Source organism: Chryseobacterium ureilyticum (assembly GCF_900156735.1).
GTDB lineage: Bacteria > Bacteroidota > Bacteroidia > Flavobacteriales > Weeksellaceae > Chryseobacterium > Chryseobacterium ureilyticum.
Window position 1 is genome coordinate 357,370 of sequence record NZ_FTOL01000002.1, and the last position, 19,076, is coordinate 376,445.

At 33.2% G+C, this 19,076-nt stretch carries 16 protein-coding genes; 6 read left to right on the plus strand and 10 right to left on the minus strand.

What is annotated here, in order from left to right:
* Positions 1-59 precede the first annotated feature (59 nt).
* Both BW983_RS07840 and BW983_RS07845 read right to left on the minus strand, forming a co-directional pair.
* Positions 60-293 carry a hypothetical protein gene (locus BW983_RS07840; protein ID WP_076551377.1) on the minus strand — a complete coding sequence of 78 codons (234 nt, stop codon included), beginning with the start codon at positions 291-293 and terminating at the stop codon, positions 60-62.
* Between the two features lie 65 nt (positions 294-358).
* The gene (locus BW983_RS07845) at positions 359-2,116 is read right to left on the minus strand and encodes a hypothetical protein (RefSeq protein ID WP_076551380.1); all 1,758 of its coding nucleotides are present in this window, start codon (positions 2,114-2,116) and stop codon (positions 359-361) included.
* A gap of 187 nt (positions 2,117-2,303) precedes the next feature.
* Here BW983_RS07845 and BW983_RS07850 point away from each other — a divergent pair, with 187 nt between their 5' ends.
* Together BW983_RS07850 and BW983_RS07855 are read left to right on the plus strand one after the other, a co-directional pair.
* Positions 2,304-3,113, plus strand: a complete 810-nt coding sequence (locus tag BW983_RS07850) for a helix-turn-helix transcriptional regulator (protein WP_228408983.1) — start codon at positions 2,304-2,306, stop codon at positions 3,111-3,113.
* A gap of 81 nt (positions 3,114-3,194) precedes the next feature.
* Positions 3,195-4,379 carry an oxygenase MpaB family protein gene (locus BW983_RS07855; RefSeq protein ID WP_076551383.1) on the plus strand — a complete coding sequence of 395 codons (1,185 nt, stop codon included), beginning with the start codon at positions 3,195-3,197 and terminating at the stop codon, positions 4,377-4,379.
* Between the two features lie 11 nt (positions 4,380-4,390).
* On the opposite strand, the gene BW983_RS07860 is transcribed toward BW983_RS07855, so the two are convergent.
* On the minus strand, positions 4,391-5,578 hold the full coding sequence (locus tag BW983_RS07860) for a hypothetical protein (RefSeq protein WP_076551386.1): 1,188 nt from the start codon (positions 5,576-5,578) through the stop codon (positions 4,391-4,393).
* A 311-nt stretch (positions 5,579-5,889) separates the two neighbouring features.
* On the opposite strand from BW983_RS07860, the gene recA reads away from it, so the two are divergent.
* Positions 5,890-6,891: a recombinase RecA gene (gene recA, locus BW983_RS07865; protein WP_076551389.1), complete on the plus strand. Its 1,002-nt coding sequence runs from the start codon at positions 5,890-5,892 to the stop codon at positions 6,889-6,891.
* A gap of 309 nt (positions 6,892-7,200) precedes the next feature.
* On the opposite strand, the gene BW983_RS07870 is transcribed toward recA, so the two are convergent.
* Positions 7,201-8,637: a hypothetical protein gene (locus BW983_RS07870; RefSeq protein WP_076551392.1), complete on the minus strand. Its 1,437-nt coding sequence runs from the start codon at positions 8,635-8,637 to the stop codon at positions 7,201-7,203.
* Between the two features lie 139 nt (positions 8,638-8,776).
* Positions 8,777-11,671 carry an alpha/beta hydrolase family protein gene (locus BW983_RS07875; RefSeq protein ID WP_076551395.1) on the minus strand — a complete coding sequence of 965 codons (2,895 nt, stop codon included), beginning with the start codon at positions 11,669-11,671 and terminating at the stop codon, positions 8,777-8,779.
* A gap of 156 nt (positions 11,672-11,827) precedes the next feature.
* Here BW983_RS07875 and htpG point away from each other — a divergent pair, with 156 nt between their 5' ends.
* On the plus strand, positions 11,828-13,720 hold the full coding sequence (gene htpG / locus BW983_RS07880; RefSeq protein WP_076551397.1) for a molecular chaperone HtpG: 1,893 nt from the start codon (positions 11,828-11,830) through the stop codon (positions 13,718-13,720).
* Between the two features lie 520 nt (positions 13,721-14,240).
* Positions 14,241-14,645, plus strand: coding sequence for a helix-turn-helix transcriptional regulator (locus BW983_RS07885; protein WP_076551400.1), 405 nt, complete (start codon positions 14,241-14,243; stop codon positions 14,643-14,645).
* A gap of 258 nt (positions 14,646-14,903) precedes the next feature.
* Here BW983_RS07885 and BW983_RS07890 read toward each other — a convergent pair whose 3' ends face one another.
* Positions 14,904-15,200: an MGMT family protein gene (locus BW983_RS07890; protein WP_045500884.1), complete on the minus strand. Its 297-nt coding sequence runs from the start codon at positions 15,198-15,200 to the stop codon at positions 14,904-14,906.
* Positions 15,201-15,287: 87 nt separating this feature from the next.
* Here BW983_RS07890 and BW983_RS23995 point away from each other — a divergent pair, with 87 nt between their 5' ends.
* Positions 15,288-15,434: a hypothetical protein gene (locus tag BW983_RS23995; RefSeq protein ID WP_167369971.1), complete on the plus strand. Its 147-nt coding sequence runs from the start codon at positions 15,288-15,290 to the stop codon at positions 15,432-15,434.
* Positions 15,435-15,968: 534 nt separating this feature from the next.
* Here the strand turns inward: BW983_RS23995 and BW983_RS07900 are convergent.
* The 4 genes from BW983_RS07900 to arfB form a co-directional block, all read right to left on the minus strand.
* Positions 15,969-16,943: a deoxyhypusine synthase family protein gene (locus tag BW983_RS07900; protein WP_045500886.1), complete on the minus strand. Its 975-nt coding sequence runs from the start codon at positions 16,941-16,943 to the stop codon at positions 15,969-15,971.
* A 359-nt stretch (positions 16,944-17,302) separates the two neighbouring features.
* Positions 17,303-17,683: a GreA/GreB family elongation factor gene (locus BW983_RS07905; RefSeq protein ID WP_076551405.1), complete on the minus strand. Its 381-nt coding sequence runs from the start codon at positions 17,681-17,683 to the stop codon at positions 17,303-17,305.
* Between the two features lie 303 nt (positions 17,684-17,986).
* The gene (locus BW983_RS07910; protein ID WP_076551408.1) at positions 17,987-18,634 is read right to left on the minus strand and encodes a hypothetical protein; all 648 of its coding nucleotides are present in this window, start codon (positions 18,632-18,634) and stop codon (positions 17,987-17,989) included.
* 47 nt (positions 18,635-18,681) lie between these two features.
* On the minus strand, positions 18,682-19,074 hold the full coding sequence (gene arfB / locus BW983_RS07915) for an alternative ribosome rescue aminoacyl-tRNA hydrolase ArfB (RefSeq protein ID WP_076551410.1): 393 nt from the start codon (positions 19,072-19,074) through the stop codon (positions 18,682-18,684).
* Positions 19,075-19,076 lie beyond the last annotated feature (2 nt).

Genomic DNA, 19,076 nt, shown 5'->3' on the forward strand with positions numbered 1-19,076 from the left:
AAGCTATAAGTAATATAAAACCTTCCCGATGGGAAGGTTTTTTGTTTTCGGTTATTAATTTATTCACTATAAGCACAATGAACAGTGATAGAGTCCTTAGTATTTTCATTATCCCTTTCTTTAAAACCATTTATAAACCCTCTTAAATATTCACTGTCTTTATCACAAGCCAAACGTGTTTCAATAATTTTACCAGATTTTGATTCGGCTATACATGTTACACAATCTTCTTTAGAACATGAGAAAAACAGAAACAAAATAAGGATAAATCCTGTTATTAATTTTTCTTTCATAATACATAGTTTTCATGATTAATATCTCTCTTCACCATAGTTATTTATTCATTGTAAAATCACAATTATTTTAGTTTTAAAACGTCTTTTTGTTTCGGAGTAAGATTATAAGATATCCCAAAGAACCCACCTATCCTGAAGTTTTTAGTAAGTAAATCTGAATCTGCTAATGAATTATTAAGTGTCATTCCTTCTTTATAGTTTGATTTAAGTTCATCAACCAATCTAAAAGATGGTCCTGCTGTAAGAATAATCTTATTTCTTTTTCCCATAAGAAGACTTACTCCTGGAAAAATTGAATTAAAACTAAGCCCTGTAGTAAACGAGGCTCCTAAAGAAAAACCAAAAGCAACGGACTTTGAGTTTCTAAAACTCGCATGGAAAATACCAGCAATAGTAGGGTTATACTTATTATTATCTAATCTTTGAATTTTACTTTCAGAATCCAGCGTATATTTTTTGTCAATTGTACCAAAATCAAACACTGTTCCCACACTAAAATCAAATCGAATTCCTCCGGTTATATATTTAAAATATTTGAAACTTTTATCATTATTAATATGATAAGTATTGGAGAGATTTCTTTTGCTTTTAATTACAACATCAAACTCTAAATAATCCTCTTCTCCTTGTATTGGCGCGGAAACATATTCAAATGTTTCAGGTTTTCTAAGTAATCTGTCTAAAATTTCAACTTCATTCAACTTTTTAGAAAGATTTATTTTTTGTATTACATCGTCAACATTTTTAATTGATTTTTGAATTCTTTCAAGCTCTCTCGCAACCATAGATTTTAAGGTTCCACCTTCATTAGTAGAGTTTAATGTTCCATAATTAAGATAAGATATAAAATCATTTACCTTTTCTATTAAATCTTGATAAACATTTGGATAATACTTAAACACACCATAAGCATAGTCTAGGTTCTCTTTGTTCAGAAAAAAAGTAGTTTCAATCTCAGGAGGCAAAACACTATTAAGCAACCTAGTACATTCGGAATCGTTATTCCCATCTCTACATTTTTTATAAAGAGCATTATTTTTACCATTTTTAAGAATAGATTCATACATTTCACAAGTAAGTTCAGGGCTTATCACTTTATCTATATAATTATTATAATTCTGATTATATTTTATAATATCTCTTGAAACTTTTATATATTCAATATAAATTTTATTAAGGTCTTCAACTCTTTTATTAATATTTACTTTTAACAAGTTGATATCATTTGATTGGCTTTCTATTTGCTGTTTCTCAGATTTTAATTTTAATAATTTTTGTTGGTTATCATATATGCTATCCTCTGTGTTCTTTTTTTTAATTTGATAATCATTCAATACTACTTTATCACTTGCATCTACCGGTAAATCAATAGCTTTTATCTTTTCTTCTATATCTTTTTTTTCATTAATTAATTTTTGAATCAATAATTCTAAAGAGTCTAATTCATAATTTTTACTTTGGAGACTTTGAACTCTAGCATTATCTTCAGGTTTTTGTGTTAATTGTGATAAATTAACATAGCTTTCATCAAACACAAAATTTTCCTGAATTTTATAATAATTGTTTTGTTGAATCTCATCTAAAGTTTTTTTGGCAGCTTCTATATCTGTATTCTGAAAAGCGATTTCCTTATCTTCTCTTTTTATTACGATCTCATAAAAAAAAGGATTAATATTTTTTATTTTTAGACTAACAGGCTCCCCTCTTCTAACAGTAAGTTTCTTATTTTCAAAATATCCAGACGAAAAATCGTAAACAATTTGACTATATAATAGACATAAAGGAAAGAACAAGAACAGCAATAAAATTTTTGTTTTCATGATTATTTGTTTTTCAGGTTAAAGTTTTTTTGATTGGAAATAAGAATAATGGAAAGCTTCAACCGTAAAACAAAGGAGTTTAAAAGTTGAGCTTCCATGGTTGTTAGTTTCATATAAAACTACAATACTTTGAGACCAAATGAAATACCTCAAAAGGGGGATTTTTTAACATAATTTTATTAATTTTATGAAAACATTAACCATGGGTAAAAAATTTTTAACTCCCAAAAAACAACATCCCCTCATCAAAGTCTGGAACAATTACCCTGAACTTCTCAAAAACGAAAATACAATGTTGTCTGTTCCCTCTATTGAACGTACTATCGGAGAAGTCTTTGCGCCCGGAAGGTTTTATCATTACATTATTAATTTTGCAGACAGTACCATTTACAACCACCATGAAGATATTCTGAAAATACATGGATTAAGTAAGTATCCGGCACATCTCAAGGAAATTATAGACCTTATTCATCCTGACGATATCGAATTTGTAATGGAAGCAGAAAGGATGTGCATGGCAAAAATGATCGAAATAAATGCTTCCGACCGTCTTTCAGAACTAAAATTCAGCTATTGCTTTCGGATGAAAACTTTCAAAGGAAATTATGAACTTTTCCATCATCAATCTTTACATACCTTCAGGGATGAAAGCGGCAGAGTTTTGCAGGCGATTAATATTCACACCAATATTGAACATATTACCCATCAGAATTCTTACACGGTTTTAATCTCCGGAATCAATGGCAGAGAAGATTTTCATCAAATGCAATGGAAAAAAGATGATAAAATAGCCGAGCCTATTCCTGTAAAATTTACCAAAAGAGAAGTTGAAATTATCACTTACATCGCAAAAGGCTATTCTGCCGTAAAAACCTCTGAGCGGTTAAATATTTCTGAAGAAACCGTACGAACTCACCGAAAAAATATTTTAAGAAAAGCTAATTGTAAAAACTGCTCAGAACTTATAAAAATGCCTTTTGAATGGGGATATTTATAAAAGTTCACATTCAATCCTGATAAATCTCACGATACTATTTCGGTGTAAAACTTGTACTTTTATATATCTAAGGAATGAACAATGATACAACCCCGATTTAAGGATTCTCCACATTTCAGACATTTTTGGGAAAGTGGCAACGGAAAACAATTAATTGAATTTTCCGGTGCCGAAGTAAGCTTTAAAAACTTTGAAAAATATGCTCCTTTCTTCTATCATGTGGATGAAATCGGTGATGAAGTGGTGAAAGATGTTTATTTTACTAAAAAATTTCATGAAGCATCCAAAGAAATTGAACATTACATCCGAAATGGATTTTCCGAAAAAGACAACGTTCCTGAAAGTGTAAAAAAACTTTTTGCACAAACACAAAATATTCCCAAATGGCTTGATTATAATCTTCTGAAAAGCGGCGCCGAACTTTGCATGAGAAGCAATCTGGATTCTTTAATTTCCCTAAGAGATTATTGTTTGATCGGAGGATACGACTATGCTTACCTCAATAAACCGCTCATTGTGACTGAAGCTCTGAAAAAAGGAGCTGTAAAACGTCTTTCGGAAACATTGGATTTCTGGGTAAATGCTACCCGTTACAACGCTCTTGAAATTCACGCAAAAGGATACGAATTTGCCATAAAAACAAGATTGATACATTCTTACGCAAGACTCTCTATCAAAAAACATTATAAAGATTGGGATACTGAAAACTGGGGCGAACCCATCAATTCCTGGGATATGATGGCAACCTATATTGGTTTTAGCCTGGTCTTTCTTCACAGTCTTAAAAAACTGGGAAATTCTTTTTCTATCGAAGAAGAACAGGGAATTTTTCATCTTTGGAAATATGTCGGATATTTACTGGGTATTCCAGAGCAGCTTCTTCCGGATGATAAAAAACAGGCAACGGAATATTTTTATCTATGGACATCTATTCAACCGCCTTCGGATAAAGATTCAGTTCTTTTAGCACATTCTCTATTGGATGAATCACTTGAAAATCCAATATTAAAATATAAATTTCAAAGAACCAATTTAAGATATCTACACATTTGCTGTACTTGGTTTTTACTTGACGATGAAGTTTGTAAAAGGCTTCAGATTCCAGAAGTTTCCAACAGAATGTTGTTTCCAAAATCTAAGATTCTTTTCAATAAAATTTATGATAGCCTGGTAAGTCGTAATACCAGAATAAAAAGAGGAAATAAAGATCAGATGAAGGTTTTGAAAGATTATCTGAACATTACTAAAAATTCAAATTTCCATTAGTATATTATTTTTCAAGAAAGCTTTCTGTTCCTGAAATTCCAGATCAAATACAGTAAAAATAAAATAAACCAGACGCCAATGACAGCGCTTATAAAAATTTCTATGATAGAAGGGTGAAGATAATTCGGTTTATAAAACAAACGGTCGAGCGTTGCAAATTTATCTTTTAACTCTTTTCTTTCGTAGGTATTTCGTATTTCATTCAGAGGTTCGTCCCAATGATCCCGATAATAGAAAATATCTTTAGTAAGTTCTTTCGGAACGATCTGTGATTCTATATTATATTTTTTAAAAAGAATATCCAGTTTCTGAAACGAAAAAAGTAATGAGTCCTGACTGTATTTGTAAAGCAAATTGTACCTTTCGACTCCATTTTGATACAATTGGCGTCGTTCAGAAACTTTATTCAATGGTGAGAACAAAATTTTGTTCCCAAGAAAAATACATATTTTTTCATCATATTGAGGATATACCTCTATTCCTTGAAATAAAATTTCAGTACTGTCCCCTATCTCCTTTTCAGAAATAAATCTTCTTCCCAGCTCCTCAGCATTAAGCCCAAGAATGCCAAGTACCACTTTTGATCTATTGCTTAGTTTCTTATGATCAGAACTCAGCATTGTCAGGGTATCAAGACTGTAATACCTGGATTTTGCTGAAAAATAATCCTTATTATTACCTGGCTCGTAGTATACCGTATCTCTCAGTTCAATCACAGGATAAGGTTTAGGATATAAAATATTTTTGGGATTAAACAATTTCTCTGAACTGTAGGAAGTATAGTTGTATAAGAAAGGGTGTAAGACATTTAGCAACGTTTTGTCTTTATTCAGTTCCTTTTCAGGTAATTCAGTTCGTAGTTTTGCATTGAAGCCGAAACTATAACTGATGAAAAAAGTCAGAGAGGAAAAAGATACCAACAGAAGTATAATCCCTATTCCTAATCCTTGAGAAAGTTTATATTTTTTTTTGGAATGATTTCTAAGGAGAAAAATAACGAAGAAAAACAGAAAAAAGCCACTTACGAAAACGTGAGAAATAGAAACATCATCATAAAATTTAAATCTATAGAATTCTGTATAAATATTAATATCCTTAAGACCTTTAAACTTTATATATCCGTAAATAAAATAAGCCAAATGTATAACGGCTAACACTACAAAGGATTTGATCAGAAATCGTTTTAATTTTCCGTCCATACAATGATCTTTAAAAACAATGTTTTAAGGTAAGCATTTTTTATATTGGATGAATAAAACTATGGTTCTATTCATTAAAATAAAATTTCCAATTATAATATTTATTGCGAACACCCTTATTCTGTAAGCATAAAACACTGATTTCTATTTTTTCAATATTTTTCAGCACCATATTTTTCATCTCCTTCGTTTTGAACAACATGACTCCTAAAACTTTATCATTTTTTAACTCTAAAAACCTATTTCAGCGATAAATAATATTAGTTTTTGATCTTTAAATTATGTATTTTTGAGAAATTATTTTAATAAAGATGAGTAACATTGATGATAAGAAAAAAGCACTCGCATTAGTGCTTGACAAGCTAGATAAAACATACGGAAAGGGAACTGTAATGACTTTAGGCGATGAGTCTATTGACAATACGATAGAAGTAATTCCTTCCGGATCTTTAGGATTAGATATTGCGTTAGGTATAGGAGGATATCCAAAAGGAAGAATCATTGAAATCTATGGACCTGAATCTTCTGGTAAAACAACATTAACTCTTCATGCTATTGCTGAAGCTCAAAAAGCTGGAGGTATTGCTGCATTCATTGATGCTGAGCACGCTTTCGACAGAACATATGCTGCAAAATTAGGAATCGATTTGGAAAACCTTATCATTTCTCAGCCGGACAACGGTGAACAGGCACTAGAAATTGCTGACAACCTTATCCGTTCAGGAGCAATTGATATTGTAGTTATTGACTCTGTAGCGGCTCTTACTCCGAAAGCTGAGATTGAAGGAGAAATGGGAGATTCTAAAATGGGTCTTCACGCAAGATTAATGTCTCAGGCATTAAGAAAGCTTACGGCTACTATTTCAAGAACGAAGTGTACGGTGATTTTCATTAACCAGTTGAGAGAAAAAATCGGGGTAATGTTCGGAAATCCTGAAACGACTACCGGAGGTAATGCTCTTAAATTCTATGCTTCTGTAAGAATCGATATCAGAAAAGCAAGTGCACCAATCAAACAAGGTGACGAAGCTATCGGAAGCCGTGTGAAAGTGAAAATTGTGAAGAACAAAGTAGCTCCACCTTTCAAACAAGCAGAATTCGACATCATGTATGGTGAAGGTGTTTCTAAAGTAGGAGAAATTTTAGATGCAGCTGTTGATATGGGAATCGTGAAGAAAAGTGGTTCTTGGTTCAGCTACGAAGAGACTAAGCTTGGTCAGGGACGTGATGCTGTAAAAGATGTTTTAAAAGATAATCCTGATCTTTCTGAGGAATTGGAAAACAAGATCAAGGAAGAGTTGAAAAACAAATAATTTTTCCAATAAAATATAGAAAAGGCAGTCTTAGGATTGCCTTTTTTTATTTGCCACGACAGACTGATTTTTATGAATAATGTTCAAGATTATTAAGTCTCTTTTCACGAAAAGATTATTTTTAATTATGTTTTATTTTAAGCTAGCAAAGAGGAAATCAATTTCATTGATTATGTCTAAACGAAAGTTTTTAAGGAAAAATATAACATCATAATTGTTTTTTATTTACGCCTATTTATACTTCTTTAAAACAAAAAAACGAGACTGCCCAAAAATGAACAATCTCGTTTTAATATTATATTTTTAACCTTATTCTGCGATTTTCCCTTGTAACTGTAGCGCTCCGGTAACTTTCATTCCTTTGGTTAAAGTTTCAAATCTCATATTTTCTTTATTAACAAAAGCATCAATGGTAAAGAAATCCTCCATTTCTTCGTGAGTGATCAATTTCAGTTTCAGAATATATCCTTTAAGACTTCCATCTTCAAGCAATTCTGTCTCTTTAAAATCTACAACAGTAGCAATGAAATCAAAACATGCATAATTTGGAAGATCATTACTTGGGGCATATGTTGTAAAGTCTTCACTCATCTTCGTACCATCAGCCAAATCAAAATTCTGTTGGACATCTAATATGAAAACAATTCCACTTAAATTAATCTTCAAATGTGGCTGCGTTAAATATGTATTTTTGTTTTCTGCATAATCCGTTGCAAAATACCAAACTCCAAAAGTTTCTCGCGCTGGTCCTGCAACAATCGCTTCCAGATCTCCTGCATTCTCCCATTCTCTGATTGATCTGGTTTCAAAATCCAAAGTATAATCTGTTTTTACTTCCGGATATATTGTACTAAGTTCTTCGGTTAAGACAGTTTTAAATTTCACATCTTTGAAATCTGTTTTACTTGTCGGATTTTCAATGGACGGATCATTAACTGTTGACTGCAATAAAAGAGTTTGTAAATAATTAGAATAATCTTTACTCTGGAAGTTTTCGTGTCCGAAAATACCACTCCATGTATTAACAAGGTTATGAACATTCGATTTTCTGATGATAATTCCTGCTTCATTGGTCATTTCAGGAGCTTTAATTCCTTCCGTATTCTGGAAATAATTTTTACCGTCAACCAATTGAGTATTCATGATCTCATTATTTTCATCATGAGAAAATTCTGCAAATCCTTTATAACTGATATTACCATTTTCAAGATTATAAGGAATTCCTGTCTGTGCCTTATCCTCACCTTTAAAGTGATAAGCTAATGAAATCGCTTTAAACTCTTCTTCTCTCGTTGCAGGATTGTGATTCCCGTTATTATCAAACTGAGAGTGATATAAGATCACATAAGACTTTATTTTCCCTTCCTGAAGTTCGTTTTCAAACTTCTCTTCCATTTTTCTGATTCCTTCGTAGATCGGAAGTGCATAAGCGTCTTCTGTTACCATATACACGAATCCTTCTACTTCACCGTTTTCTTTCTCAAAAGCAGAAATAGGGGTATACTCACCTCTTAGCTGAAGTGCAATGGAGTGTACGATATACTCGTTATAAATCTTTAGCTTTTCATACGCCTCACTCACTTTATTTTCCTGGGTAGATTGTACAGGGATTTCAGGTACAGTCTCTACCACTTCCTCCACTACTGTTTCTACTTCTTTCTCCTCTGGCATTTCATATTGCTGCACCGGAGTATTGACATTTCCCTGTCTGTTGTCTTTCTTCTTAAAAAAATCAAAGATTCCCATAGTCTTATTAAAATTGGCGGTAAATATAATAAAAGCTCACAATAGACCCATCATAAAAAAATGCCATTGTGTCAGTTATGTTTTTAAAGAAATATTATAAAGCAAAATCGGCGGAGCCAAAGGCTCCGCCGATTCTTTATTAATTAGGCTTATCGTCTGTTAATTCAAATCCCCAGTCCTTTCCTTTCTGGACCGCCGGAATACCTTTTGTCATCCATAGCGGAGCTTTAGCACCTTTAAGATAATAATCAAAAAACTGCTGCTCGCGAATTTGGATATCTTTTCTGTTCTGGCGTTTTACAAGGTTGTGATCATCACCATTATAGTTTAGAAGCCATGCAGGTTTTCCAAGACGACGTAATGCAGTAAACATTTCGATCCCCTGGTACCATGGCACTGCTCCATCTTTATCATTACTCATAATGACTACCGGAGTTTTCACCTGATTAATTGTAAAGAGCGGTGAGTTTTTAATGTAAAGCTCAGGAGCGTCCCATAAGTTCTTCCCTAATCTACTTTGTGATTTTTCATACTGAAACTGTCTGTTCATTCCTGATGTCCATCGGATTCCTCCGTAAGCAGAGGTCATATTTACCACAGGGGCACCACTCCATGCAGCGGCATACATATTTGTATGAGCAATAAGATATGCTACCTGATAACCGCCCCAGCTTTGTCCCTGAATTCCGATTTTAGCACCATCTACCCATGAGTTTTGCTTTAGTTTTTCAACTCCTGAATTAATATATTCCATTGCTGATTCTCCCGGGAAACCATCTGTATAAGAAATATCAGGTGTAAAAACCAAATATCCGTTACTCACAAAATAAGAAATATTTAATCTTGAAGGCGTTGGAGCAGGTGCTACATAACGGTTCAGATTATCCGAAAGTTTTTCATAGAAATAAACAATCATAGGGTATTTTTTATTCGGGTCGAAATCTTCCGGTTTGTATAAAATTCCTGTGGATGTATTTCCTTTTGGTGTTGTCCAGTTTACTAATTCATCAGTACCCCAATTGTAAAGTTTTTGCTGCGAATTTGTATCACTCAGTTTTTGTTGGTTTGAAAAATCTGATGTAGCAAAGATATTCGGAGAAGCTGTGTAAGATTCTTTTACTAAAATATATTCCTCAGCATTTTTCGCCTTTTGAAGAGTACGATAGCCCCATACATCTTCCATCTGGATTTTTACAGGATCTCCATTCGAGTGGATAGCTGTTTTGAAAATTCCATTTGCTTTGGTTGTATTGTCAAACGCTGATAAATAAATAGAAGATTTTCTGTTTAAGCTTTTAATATCTTTATCAAGCATGTAGGTATCAAACGTTATTTTATTTTTACGCCCGAATCCATTCGTGATGTTTCTTGGTTTTTTTGAACCGTTTAAGAAAAACTCCCAAAGGTCATAACGATCTCTTATAATTACAGACTCATCATTATCCGTCCAGGATGCAATTCCATAAGAACCTGGCAAATCTGGCATATCAAACTCTTCATCTACAAAAGAAACAGGTAACCCACTACTCAATGGTGATGTTTGTTTTGTTTTAACATTATAACTTAGCCATTGTCCTTTTTCTCTGTCAAAGATTACCACAAATTTTCCGAGTGGAGATACAGCAACTGCTCCATCCAGATTTTTAGTAATTTCGGTTCTGTCTCCTGTCTTATTATCGATCAGGAAGTAGGTTTTCTTTGTGGAACCTTCCCATTGTGAGGAGATACGATTATTTATGCTCGTAATACCAATCGCAAATTCAGCATTTCCTTCATTTGCCAAACGTAATGTATCCAAATCTTCACCATCAATATTTCTAAAGAAATCCGGTTTTTCCGTTTGCATTACAGCAGCATAAGATTTTTTCAAATCATTTTTCAACTTTTGTAGCTGTACTGTTTGCAAATAATCATCTCTATAATTCCAGATGTCTACCACAGCATGATCATTCGCAATCATTGCTGTATCTTTTGCAACAGGTTTCGGAGCAACTCCAAAATAAAGCTGTTTCCCGTTTTTACTGAATATAGGGAAACGGTTTTCAGAAATGACCCAGTTCTTTTTCATCTGAGCATTTTCGTTGGTTACAATTTCCTTTTTCTTTGTTTTAAAATTAAAGTAATACAGCTCATACAGCTTTACCAAATCATTCTGTGCAGAAGAAGTTCCTACAAAAGCAAGTTGATCTCCTATTTCATCAAAAGACAACTGTGAAAAATCACCTTCCATTTCAGAAATTTTATTGACAGTTCCCTTTTGAAGATCTACTACTTGTACAGACTGAAGCGCATATTTCTTTGGCTTTGATTTATCAGTATCTTTCTTTTCATCAGACTTTTCATCTGTAGAGTCTTTTCCTTCTTTTTTATCCTTTTTCTCTTCCGGCTTTTTGGTCACAAAAACGAGTTGTTTTCCGTTTTTACTGAACTCATAACGAACGACATTATCATACGTAGTACTTTTCCCATCCAGAAGATTTCTAACGACTAACTGTAATGGTTTTGCATTTTTATCGTCTTCTTTGTTTTCGTCACCGTCTTCTTTATCGGAGGCACTATCAGAAGATTTATCTTTTATATTTTCGAGAAGATATGCAATATAAGAACCTGCTTTTTCAGGGGTCTTAAATGATTTTACATTAGGAATTTTCTCTGTTTTATTATTTGAGAAATCAACTATTGCAAGGCTGTCTTTTGTTAATTTATTTTTTTTAAGCTTCTTATCTTTTACTGCTTTTATATCTTTATACTCGGGACGGATTTGAAAAACAGCAAATCTGGAATCTTCAGTAAAATCTATTTTTGTGGCTCTTGCAAAATTCTTTGAGGTTTTATTTTTAACGGAATATAAAACAAGATTAGGATTTCCTTCCTGAACATCTACAGAATAGGCTATCCATTTTCCGTCATTAGATATTTTTCTTGCGCCAATATTTTGCCAATTGTCATAAACAGAATGGTCTAAAGGCTTTTTCTGTCCATACATCCAACAGGTCATGATGAGCAGAATAAAAACTGTACACTTCAACTTCATTTTTATTATTTTTTTAAAGGATTAAAAGTATGATATTTCTTTGATAAACCTATGCGAATTTGGTTCAATCTTAATCAAAAAAATGTCATTCTGTCACATTCCTTCAAGTGGTATTTTTTTTGAGAAATATTTGAAAATTAAAAAATCTAAAATATTATGACTAAAGGAAATATTAATGTATCAGTGGAAAACATTTTCCCACTTATTAAAAAATTTCTTTACAGTGACCACGAAATATTCTTAAGAGAGCTGATCTCCAACGCAACTGATGCTACTTTAAAATTAAAGCATTTAACGGGCATCGGAGAAGTAAAAGTTGAATACGGAAACCCAAAACTTGAGGTTAAAATTGATAAAGAACAGAAAACTTTACGCATTATCGATCAAGGGATCGGTATGACGGGTGAAGAGGTAGAAAAATATATCAATCAGGTTGCTTTTTCTGGAGCTGAAGAATTCCTTGAAAAATATAAGGATACGGCGAAAGATTCAGGAATCATCGGACATTTTGGTCTTGGTTTCTACTCTGCATTTATGGTAGCTGAAAAGGTAGAAATTCTTACAAAATCTTATAAAGATGAACCAGCTGTAAGATGGATCTGCGATGGAAGCCCGGAATTCACTCTTGAGGAAACTACTGATAAAACAGATAGAGGAACTGAAATTATCCTTCACATTGCAGAAGATTCTGTAGAGTTTTTAGAGGAAGGAAAAATCCGTGAATTGTTATTAAAGTATAATAAATTCATGCCTGTTCCTATTAAATTTGGAACCAAAACTCATACACTTCCTTTACCGGAAGATGCACCAGAAGATGCTGTTGCAGAAACTGAAGAAGTAGACAACATCATCAACAATCCTACTCCAGCATGGACAATCGCACCAAACGACCTTACCAATGAGGATTATATGAAGTTCTATCACGAGCTTTATCCGATGCAGTTTGAAGAACCATTATTCCACATTCACCTGAATGTAGATTATCCATTCAACCTAACCGGAGTTTTATTCTTCCCTAAACTGAGCAACAATTTAAATATTGATAAGGATAAAATTCAGTTGTACCAAAATCAGGTATTCGTAACGGATGAAGTAAAAGGTATCGTCCCAGATTTCTTAATGCTTCTGAGAGGAGTAATTGATTCTCCGGATATTCCGTTAAACGTTTCCCGTTCTTACCTTCAGGCAGATGGTGCCGTAAAGAAAATTTCTTCTTACATCACGAAGAAAGTTGCGGATAAAATGTCTTCATTGATCAATGAAAACCGTGAAGATTATGAACAAAAATGGAACGACATCAAAATAGTAATTGAGTACGGAATCATTACGGAAGAAAAATTTGCTGAAAAAGCAGATAAATTCACACTATATCCTACAACAGATGGAAAATACTTCCTTTGGAATGAGTTGATTGAGAAAATCACACCTTCACAAACCGATAAGGATAATAAACTGGTAGTTCTTTACGCAACTAATGCTGATGAACAGCACAGCTATATTCAGTCTGCTAGAGATAAAGGATATGAAGTACTGTTATTAGATTCTCCAATTATTTCACACGTTATTCAGAAGCTGGAAACTACAAAGGAAAATATTTCATTTGTAAGAGTAGATGCAGATCACATTAATAATCTGATCAAGAAGAATGAGCCTATCATTTCAAAATTAACTGAAACTGAGAAGGAATCTTTAAAGAAAAATGTAGAAGAAGCAATTCAGGATACTAAATTCACTGTACAACTTGAAGATCTTGACAGCAAAGATGCTCCGTTTACAATTACCCAGCCTGAGTTTATGAGAAGAATGAAGGAAATGCAGGCTACCGGTGGTGGCGGAATGTTCGGAATGGGAGGCTTCCCGGAAATGTACAATCTGGTTGTGAATTCCAATAGTGAACTTTCTAATCAGATTTTAAATACTGAGAATACTGAGGAGAAAGAAAGCTTAATCAAATATGCATTGGATCTTGCTAAGTTATCTCAAAACTTATTGAAAGGTAAAGATCTTACAGATTTTATACAGAGAAGCTATAAGCAACTTGAAAAATAATATACTGGAGACTGTTTCATTTGAAGCAGTCTTTTTTTATACAATGAAGTTGGGAAAACGCTAAAACACAAGTTTTTTTTATATAACTAATGATTTAATACGCAAAATTTATCTCCAATAAAATTGTATCCTGATAAATATTGTCACGAATTCACGAATATTTTTCACATGTAACCTATGTTCCTATGTTGTAAAAAATAAACCACATAGGAACATAGAATATAATGGTTCTATATATATTAGTATCAATAAAATATTCCTGAATTCATGGTAAAAAAACAGAGTGTATGCTTAAAATGTTTGATCTTCTTCTATCTTAAAAATGTCCTTACACATTAAAACTCATCACTCCTTTATCTTTCCAAATAATCTAAAAATCATCAACAGCTCATTTAAATAACCTGAATATTATAAATCTATTCCTTCTTTTCTCTTAATCTTCATTGTCCCACTCTACATTTTATTCGTTTTCTATTGTACAGCTTATGCTTTTTTGCCATTTTTGTATAAAATGAAGGTCATGCAAAAAGAAAAATTACGCGTCATCAGAAAGCAAAAAGGCTATACTCAACAACAGGTAGCTGATTTTATTGCAACAGATGTATCCAATTATAGCCGAAAAGAAAGCGGAGATGTAAGGATCGTAAAAGATGAATGGGACAAACTTGCCCGTTTTTTGAATGTCCCGATTGAAGATATTTATGAGGAGGAGGAAGCTACTGTAGTGGTTAATAATGATCATCCTGTATTTAATGATAGATCTTCTTCTGCAGGAGTAATTACTACTCAGAATAACTATGATAATATTCCAGGAGCCATCATTGAACACCTACAAAGCTATATTTCTTTATTAAAAGAGGAAAATGAAAGGTTAAAAGAGGAATTAAAAGGGTCTCAAAATACAACCTCAAGAATTAAGAAATAGTACGGTTTTAAACTGTAAAAATATTTGTGTCACTCATATTAATGGTATGAGTGATATTTTTTTGATACAAAGCTCCTTAAAAACTCTTTTTTTAAACACGAAGAACACTAATCATTTCACAAATTCCACAAATATAATTCTTGCATTGATTGAATCTGTGTAATCTGCGAAATCTGTGGGAGATTATGATAAAGACCTTATATTTTTTTTCCACGAATGCACTAATTTATTTTGATATGAATATTTAATGAAAACTCACTATAGCTCATCCATCGGATCCCAGAACAGTTTTTTAAAACCTTTTATTCTCAGATTTTCTACAGTAATCCCTTCTGCTTCTAATTTCTTTTGGAACTCCGGAACAGATAAGGTTCCTGAACTTGAAATAACGCGGTGTGCTGGAACATCTTCAGGACAGCCCCCCATTGCTTTTCCTACATGACGGGAATGGTTGGGATAACCTACTGCTTTGGCTATAGCACCATACGTAGAAACTCTTCCCTTTGGAATAAGCCTCGCTACTTCGTATACCTGTTGTTTGAAAATTTCATCCATATCTAAAGTCTAGGGAAAGTATTTTAAGTTTTTGCATCATTTTTGAACTCTTACAGCCTCAATGATGTTTCATTAAAAGATAAAGATATGAAAAAATCATTTTTCCGTTTACTGAATGTGATCAATAAAAAGATTCTTCCGAAGCTTAGTAAGAAGGATCCAAACAGGCTGACAAAAATAGAAAAGGGAATTTTGGCTTACCGTTATTTTGTTTTGGTGAATTCTTTAGATTAATTTTTATTTTCCCACGGATAACACAGATTTTCACAGATTGCAATGATGCTTAAATATTGGCTCGCAGATTTTGCAGATAACGCAGATTTATTGGAAATCGCAAAGGAGTTTTACCAATATTATGCATATTTTAAGGCACAAGAAGATCAAAGATCTTCAGCAAGCTGTACACTGATTTTTTGCCACGAATGCACGAATTTCTTTTATTGATGCTAAAATATTGAGTGTTATATTCTATATATCGATGTGATTCAAATTTTTAAAGACACATAGACTGAGAGAAAATAAAATTATTCGTGCATTCGTGGCAATATTCAGCGATATACAATTTTATCGCAGATAAAATCCTTGCGCCTTAAAGCATCATGTATGTAAAAAAAATTACGCCTTTGCGATTTCGAACCTTTCACATCATCGCGCAGGATCCGTGTAATCTGCAAAATCCGCGAGAGATTAAAAAAGTCTGAAAGCAAAAAATAAAAAGCGCTCCCAAAATGAAAGCGCTGTATTGTAATCTCGTAAAGAGTTTATTTGTTAAGCATTCTCAAGAATGTAAGAGAACATTAATGGTGCACAGATCGTCGCATCACTTTCAACGATAAATTTCGGTGTAGTGATATCAAGTTTACCCCAAGTGATTTTTTCATTTGGAACTGCTCCTGAATAAGAACCGTAAGATGTAGTAGAATCAGAAATCTGGCAGAAATAAGACCAGAAAGGAATGTCATGCATTTCCATATCCTGATATAACATTGGTACTACACAGATAGGGAAATCTCCTGCGATACCACCACCAATCTGGAAGAATCCTACTCCTTTTCCAGCTGAGTTTTTAGTATACCAGTCTGCAAGGTAAGTCATATATTCAATACCTGATTTCATTGTAGTAGCCTTAAGCTCTCCTTTGATACAGTAAGAAGCGAAGATGTTACCCATTGTAGAATCTTCCCATCCTGGAACTACGATTGGTAAATTTGCTTCTGCTGCTGCAATCATCCAAGAATTTTCTCTAGGAATTTCATAATACTGCTCCAATACTCCTGAAAGGATCATTTTATACATGAATTCGTGTGGGAAATATCTTTCTCCTTTAGCTTCAGCATCTTTCCAGATCTCCACGATGTGCTTCTGTAATCTTCTGAAAGCTTCTTCTTCAGGGATACAAGTATCTGTAACTCTGTTTAGACCTCTCTCTAAAAGATCCCATTCGTCCTGAGCAGTCAGGTCTCTGTAATGAGGAACTCTTTCATAGTGAGAGTGTGCTACAAGATTCATCAAATCTTCTTCAAGGTTAGCACCTGTACAAGAGATAAAATCTACTTTACCCTGACGGATCATTTCTGCAAGAATCTTTCCTAACTCAGCAGTAGACATTGCTCCTGCCAAAGTAATCATCATTTTTCCGCCATCTTTAAGATGTGCAACATATCCTTTAGAAGCATCCACCAATGCAGCTGCGTTGAAGTGCAGGTAGTACTTTTCTATGAATTCAGTTATCGGTTTGCTCATTTTTATAATTTTTGCAAAGATAAAACTTAAAAACGGAATGCAGCCCAAGCACTTGAAGAAAGTCTCATACCAGGATGCTTTTTTATCATTTGTTAAATGAGCTGGGTAAGTTTATATGCTTTTTTGTTGGATAAATACAAATTTCGACTTCGCTCAATATAAGATCTTTAGCAAAAGACACATTCATTTTTTTTGCCACGAATGCACGAATTTCTTTTATTGACGTGAATATATTATGCATCTAAAAGGACCTGTACCTTTGCAATTTGCAACTTTTACTCCCATTCTTTAGAAAATAGAAAACGCAGTCCAAAATGGACTACGTTTTCTTCGTAAATTCAACCCTATATGACAAAGCTTTATCCTTCCCAGGCTTCCACTTTTACAATTTCAATTTTTCTTTCTCCCTCTCTGAAAGGCCAGTCGATAATATCACCCACTTTATATCCTACTACGGCAAGAGCAATATCAGAAAGTATCGAATGTTTATTCTTTTTAAGTTTCACTTTGGTAGAGGGTACAAAAATATATTCGTGTTCAAAATCTAACGTATGGTCTTTCAACGTTACTTTTCTATTGACTGTGACTGTATCTGTGGGTAGATCTCTTCTCAAGACCTGCTTAGCTTTTCTCAATTCTTCAGTAAGTCTTTTCTCTTCTTCTAAGCTTACCTTTTTTCTTCTAAGCGTATCTTTTATAGCATCATAAATTCCTGTGGTTACCGTAATATGATTGGACATTTTTTTCAATTTTTAAGATTAAAGATGCAGTATTTCCCGAACGATCCAATGTAGAATCAAAGCATAAACCTGCTTTCTTCCATAGAAAACCGCAAAACAAATAATAGTGTATAAAATCCGGAATAATCTCCCTGTCTTGGATCCTGACAGGGCTTAATTGATAAAGTCCTTAGAACTTTTCAGAAAAGAATCTGTGTGTAGATAAAGTAATGACAGCAACAATCCTGCTTGTCTGCGCTCTGCTGATAAAAAGATTGTTGCTGTCATTATATAAATTGTTAATAATTTCTACAAATATAGAACTTAAAAACGGAATGTAGCTGCTGCGCTTAAGGAAACTCTTGTAAGTCCTTCTTTTTGGTCATTTCCAAAATCAACAGTTCTTCCATTGAAAGTCATTTTGTTCAATGTTCCTGCTGTAACGCTAAGTTTTGGTCCTATTAAAAAGTTTTTAGAAACTTCATACTGATATCCTACTCCTGCATCTAACCCAAGATTAGAACCTGTACCTTTTATATCAGCGGTTTTAGTTGTATAAGAAATAACCCCGATTGCTACATCAAAGAATAATTTATGCTTTGTAGGTTCATTATAGTTGGAATACATCAATGACGGACCAACAAAAGTAATATTATCTTTAGTAGTCACAGGAATAGAAACAGGCATTCCATTGTTATTATAGCCGAATAAAAAGCCATTGCTGGATGCATTGAAGTGAGAGAATTTCACCCCTAAACCAATATTTCTTAAGTTATAATAAGCTGAAATATCAAAGTGAAGTCCATTTTTAAGTCCTTTTACATAGTCTTTTTCAGCTTTTGAAAGCCCTGATGCTGTTTCAGCAATTCTCCATGCGTATCCTACAGATGGTACAATTGAAATTTTTTGCTGTTGTGCAAACGAAATGAATGAAATCGAAATAGCTCCTAATAGAAAGAGTTTTTTTATCATTGGTTAATAATTTCGGCAAAAATAAAAATTTCTGTGAAAGTATACCTCTAAAATTTAAACCGTCTGTTTTCTTTTTTATCCGAAAGTTTCTTTTTGGTATCCAGGCGCTTTTGTTTCTGGGCTTTCGAAGGTTTTGTAACTGTCCTTTTTTGGGGAATGACTAAAGATTTGTTGACAATATCTATTATTTTTTCAATCGCTTTATTTTTGTTCATCAGCTGGGTTCTACTTTCTGAAACTGTCAGAAATAAATAACCTTCTGCATTAATTCGGTTTTTTAATTTCTCCTGAATTAACGCTTTTTCATCATCATTAAAAAAATCGGAAGCTCCGACTTTCCAAAGGACGGTCACAGCAGTTTCCACCTTATTAACGTTCTGTCCTCCTGCTCCACTGCTACGGGAAGTTTTGAAACTGAGTTCTCTTGAAAAGTCTTTCATTG

Bases quoted from the DNA above. Each gene is read 5' to 3' on its own strand.
- BW983_RS07875 (WP_076551395.1), bottom strand. From the start codon at position 11,671: ATGAAGTTGAAGTGTACAGTTTTTATTCTGCTCATCATGACCTGTTGG.
- BW983_RS07850 (WP_228408983.1), top strand. From the start codon at position 2,304: ATGAAAACATTAACCATGGGTAAAAAATTTTTAACTCCCAAAAAACAA.
- BW983_RS07890 (WP_045500884.1), bottom strand. From the start codon at position 15,200: ATGGATGAAATTTTCAAACAACAGGTATACGAAGTAGCGAGGCTTATT.
- BW983_RS23995 (WP_167369971.1), top strand. From the start codon at position 15,288: ATGAAAAAATCATTTTTCCGTTTACTGAATGTGATCAATAAAAAGATT.
- arfB (WP_076551410.1), bottom strand. From the start codon at position 19,074: ATGAAAGACTTTTCAAGAGAACTCAGTTTCAAAACTTCCCGTAGCAGT.
- recA (WP_076551389.1), top strand. From the start codon at position 5,890: ATGAGTAACATTGATGATAAGAAAAAAGCACTCGCATTAGTGCTTGAC.
- BW983_RS07885 (WP_076551400.1), top strand. From the start codon at position 14,241: ATGCAAAAAGAAAAATTACGCGTCATCAGAAAGCAAAAAGGCTATACT.
- BW983_RS07840 (WP_076551377.1), bottom strand. From the start codon at position 293: ATGAAAGAAAAATTAATAACAGGATTTATCCTTATTTTGTTTCTGTTT.
- BW983_RS07860 (WP_076551386.1), bottom strand. From the start codon at position 5,578: ATGGACGGAAAATTAAAACGATTTCTGATCAAATCCTTTGTAGTGTTA.
- BW983_RS07900 (WP_045500886.1), bottom strand. From the start codon at position 16,943: ATGAGCAAACCGATAACTGAATTCATAGAAAAGTACTACCTGCACTTC.
- BW983_RS07870 (WP_076551392.1), bottom strand. From the start codon at position 8,637: ATGGGAATCTTTGATTTTTTTAAGAAGAAAGACAACAGACAGGGAAAT.
- BW983_RS07855 (WP_076551383.1), top strand. From the start codon at position 3,195: ATGATACAACCCCGATTTAAGGATTCTCCACATTTCAGACATTTTTGG.
- htpG (WP_076551397.1), top strand. From the start codon at position 11,828: ATGACTAAAGGAAATATTAATGTATCAGTGGAAAACATTTTCCCACTT.
- BW983_RS07905 (WP_076551405.1), bottom strand. From the start codon at position 17,683: ATGTCCAATCATATTACGGTAACCACAGGAATTTATGATGCTATAAAA.
- BW983_RS07910 (WP_076551408.1), bottom strand. From the start codon at position 18,634: ATGATAAAAAAACTCTTTCTATTAGGAGCTATTTCGATTTCATTCATT.
- BW983_RS07845 (WP_076551380.1), bottom strand. From the start codon at position 2,116: ATGAAAACAAAAATTTTATTGCTGTTCTTGTTCTTTCCTTTATGTCTA.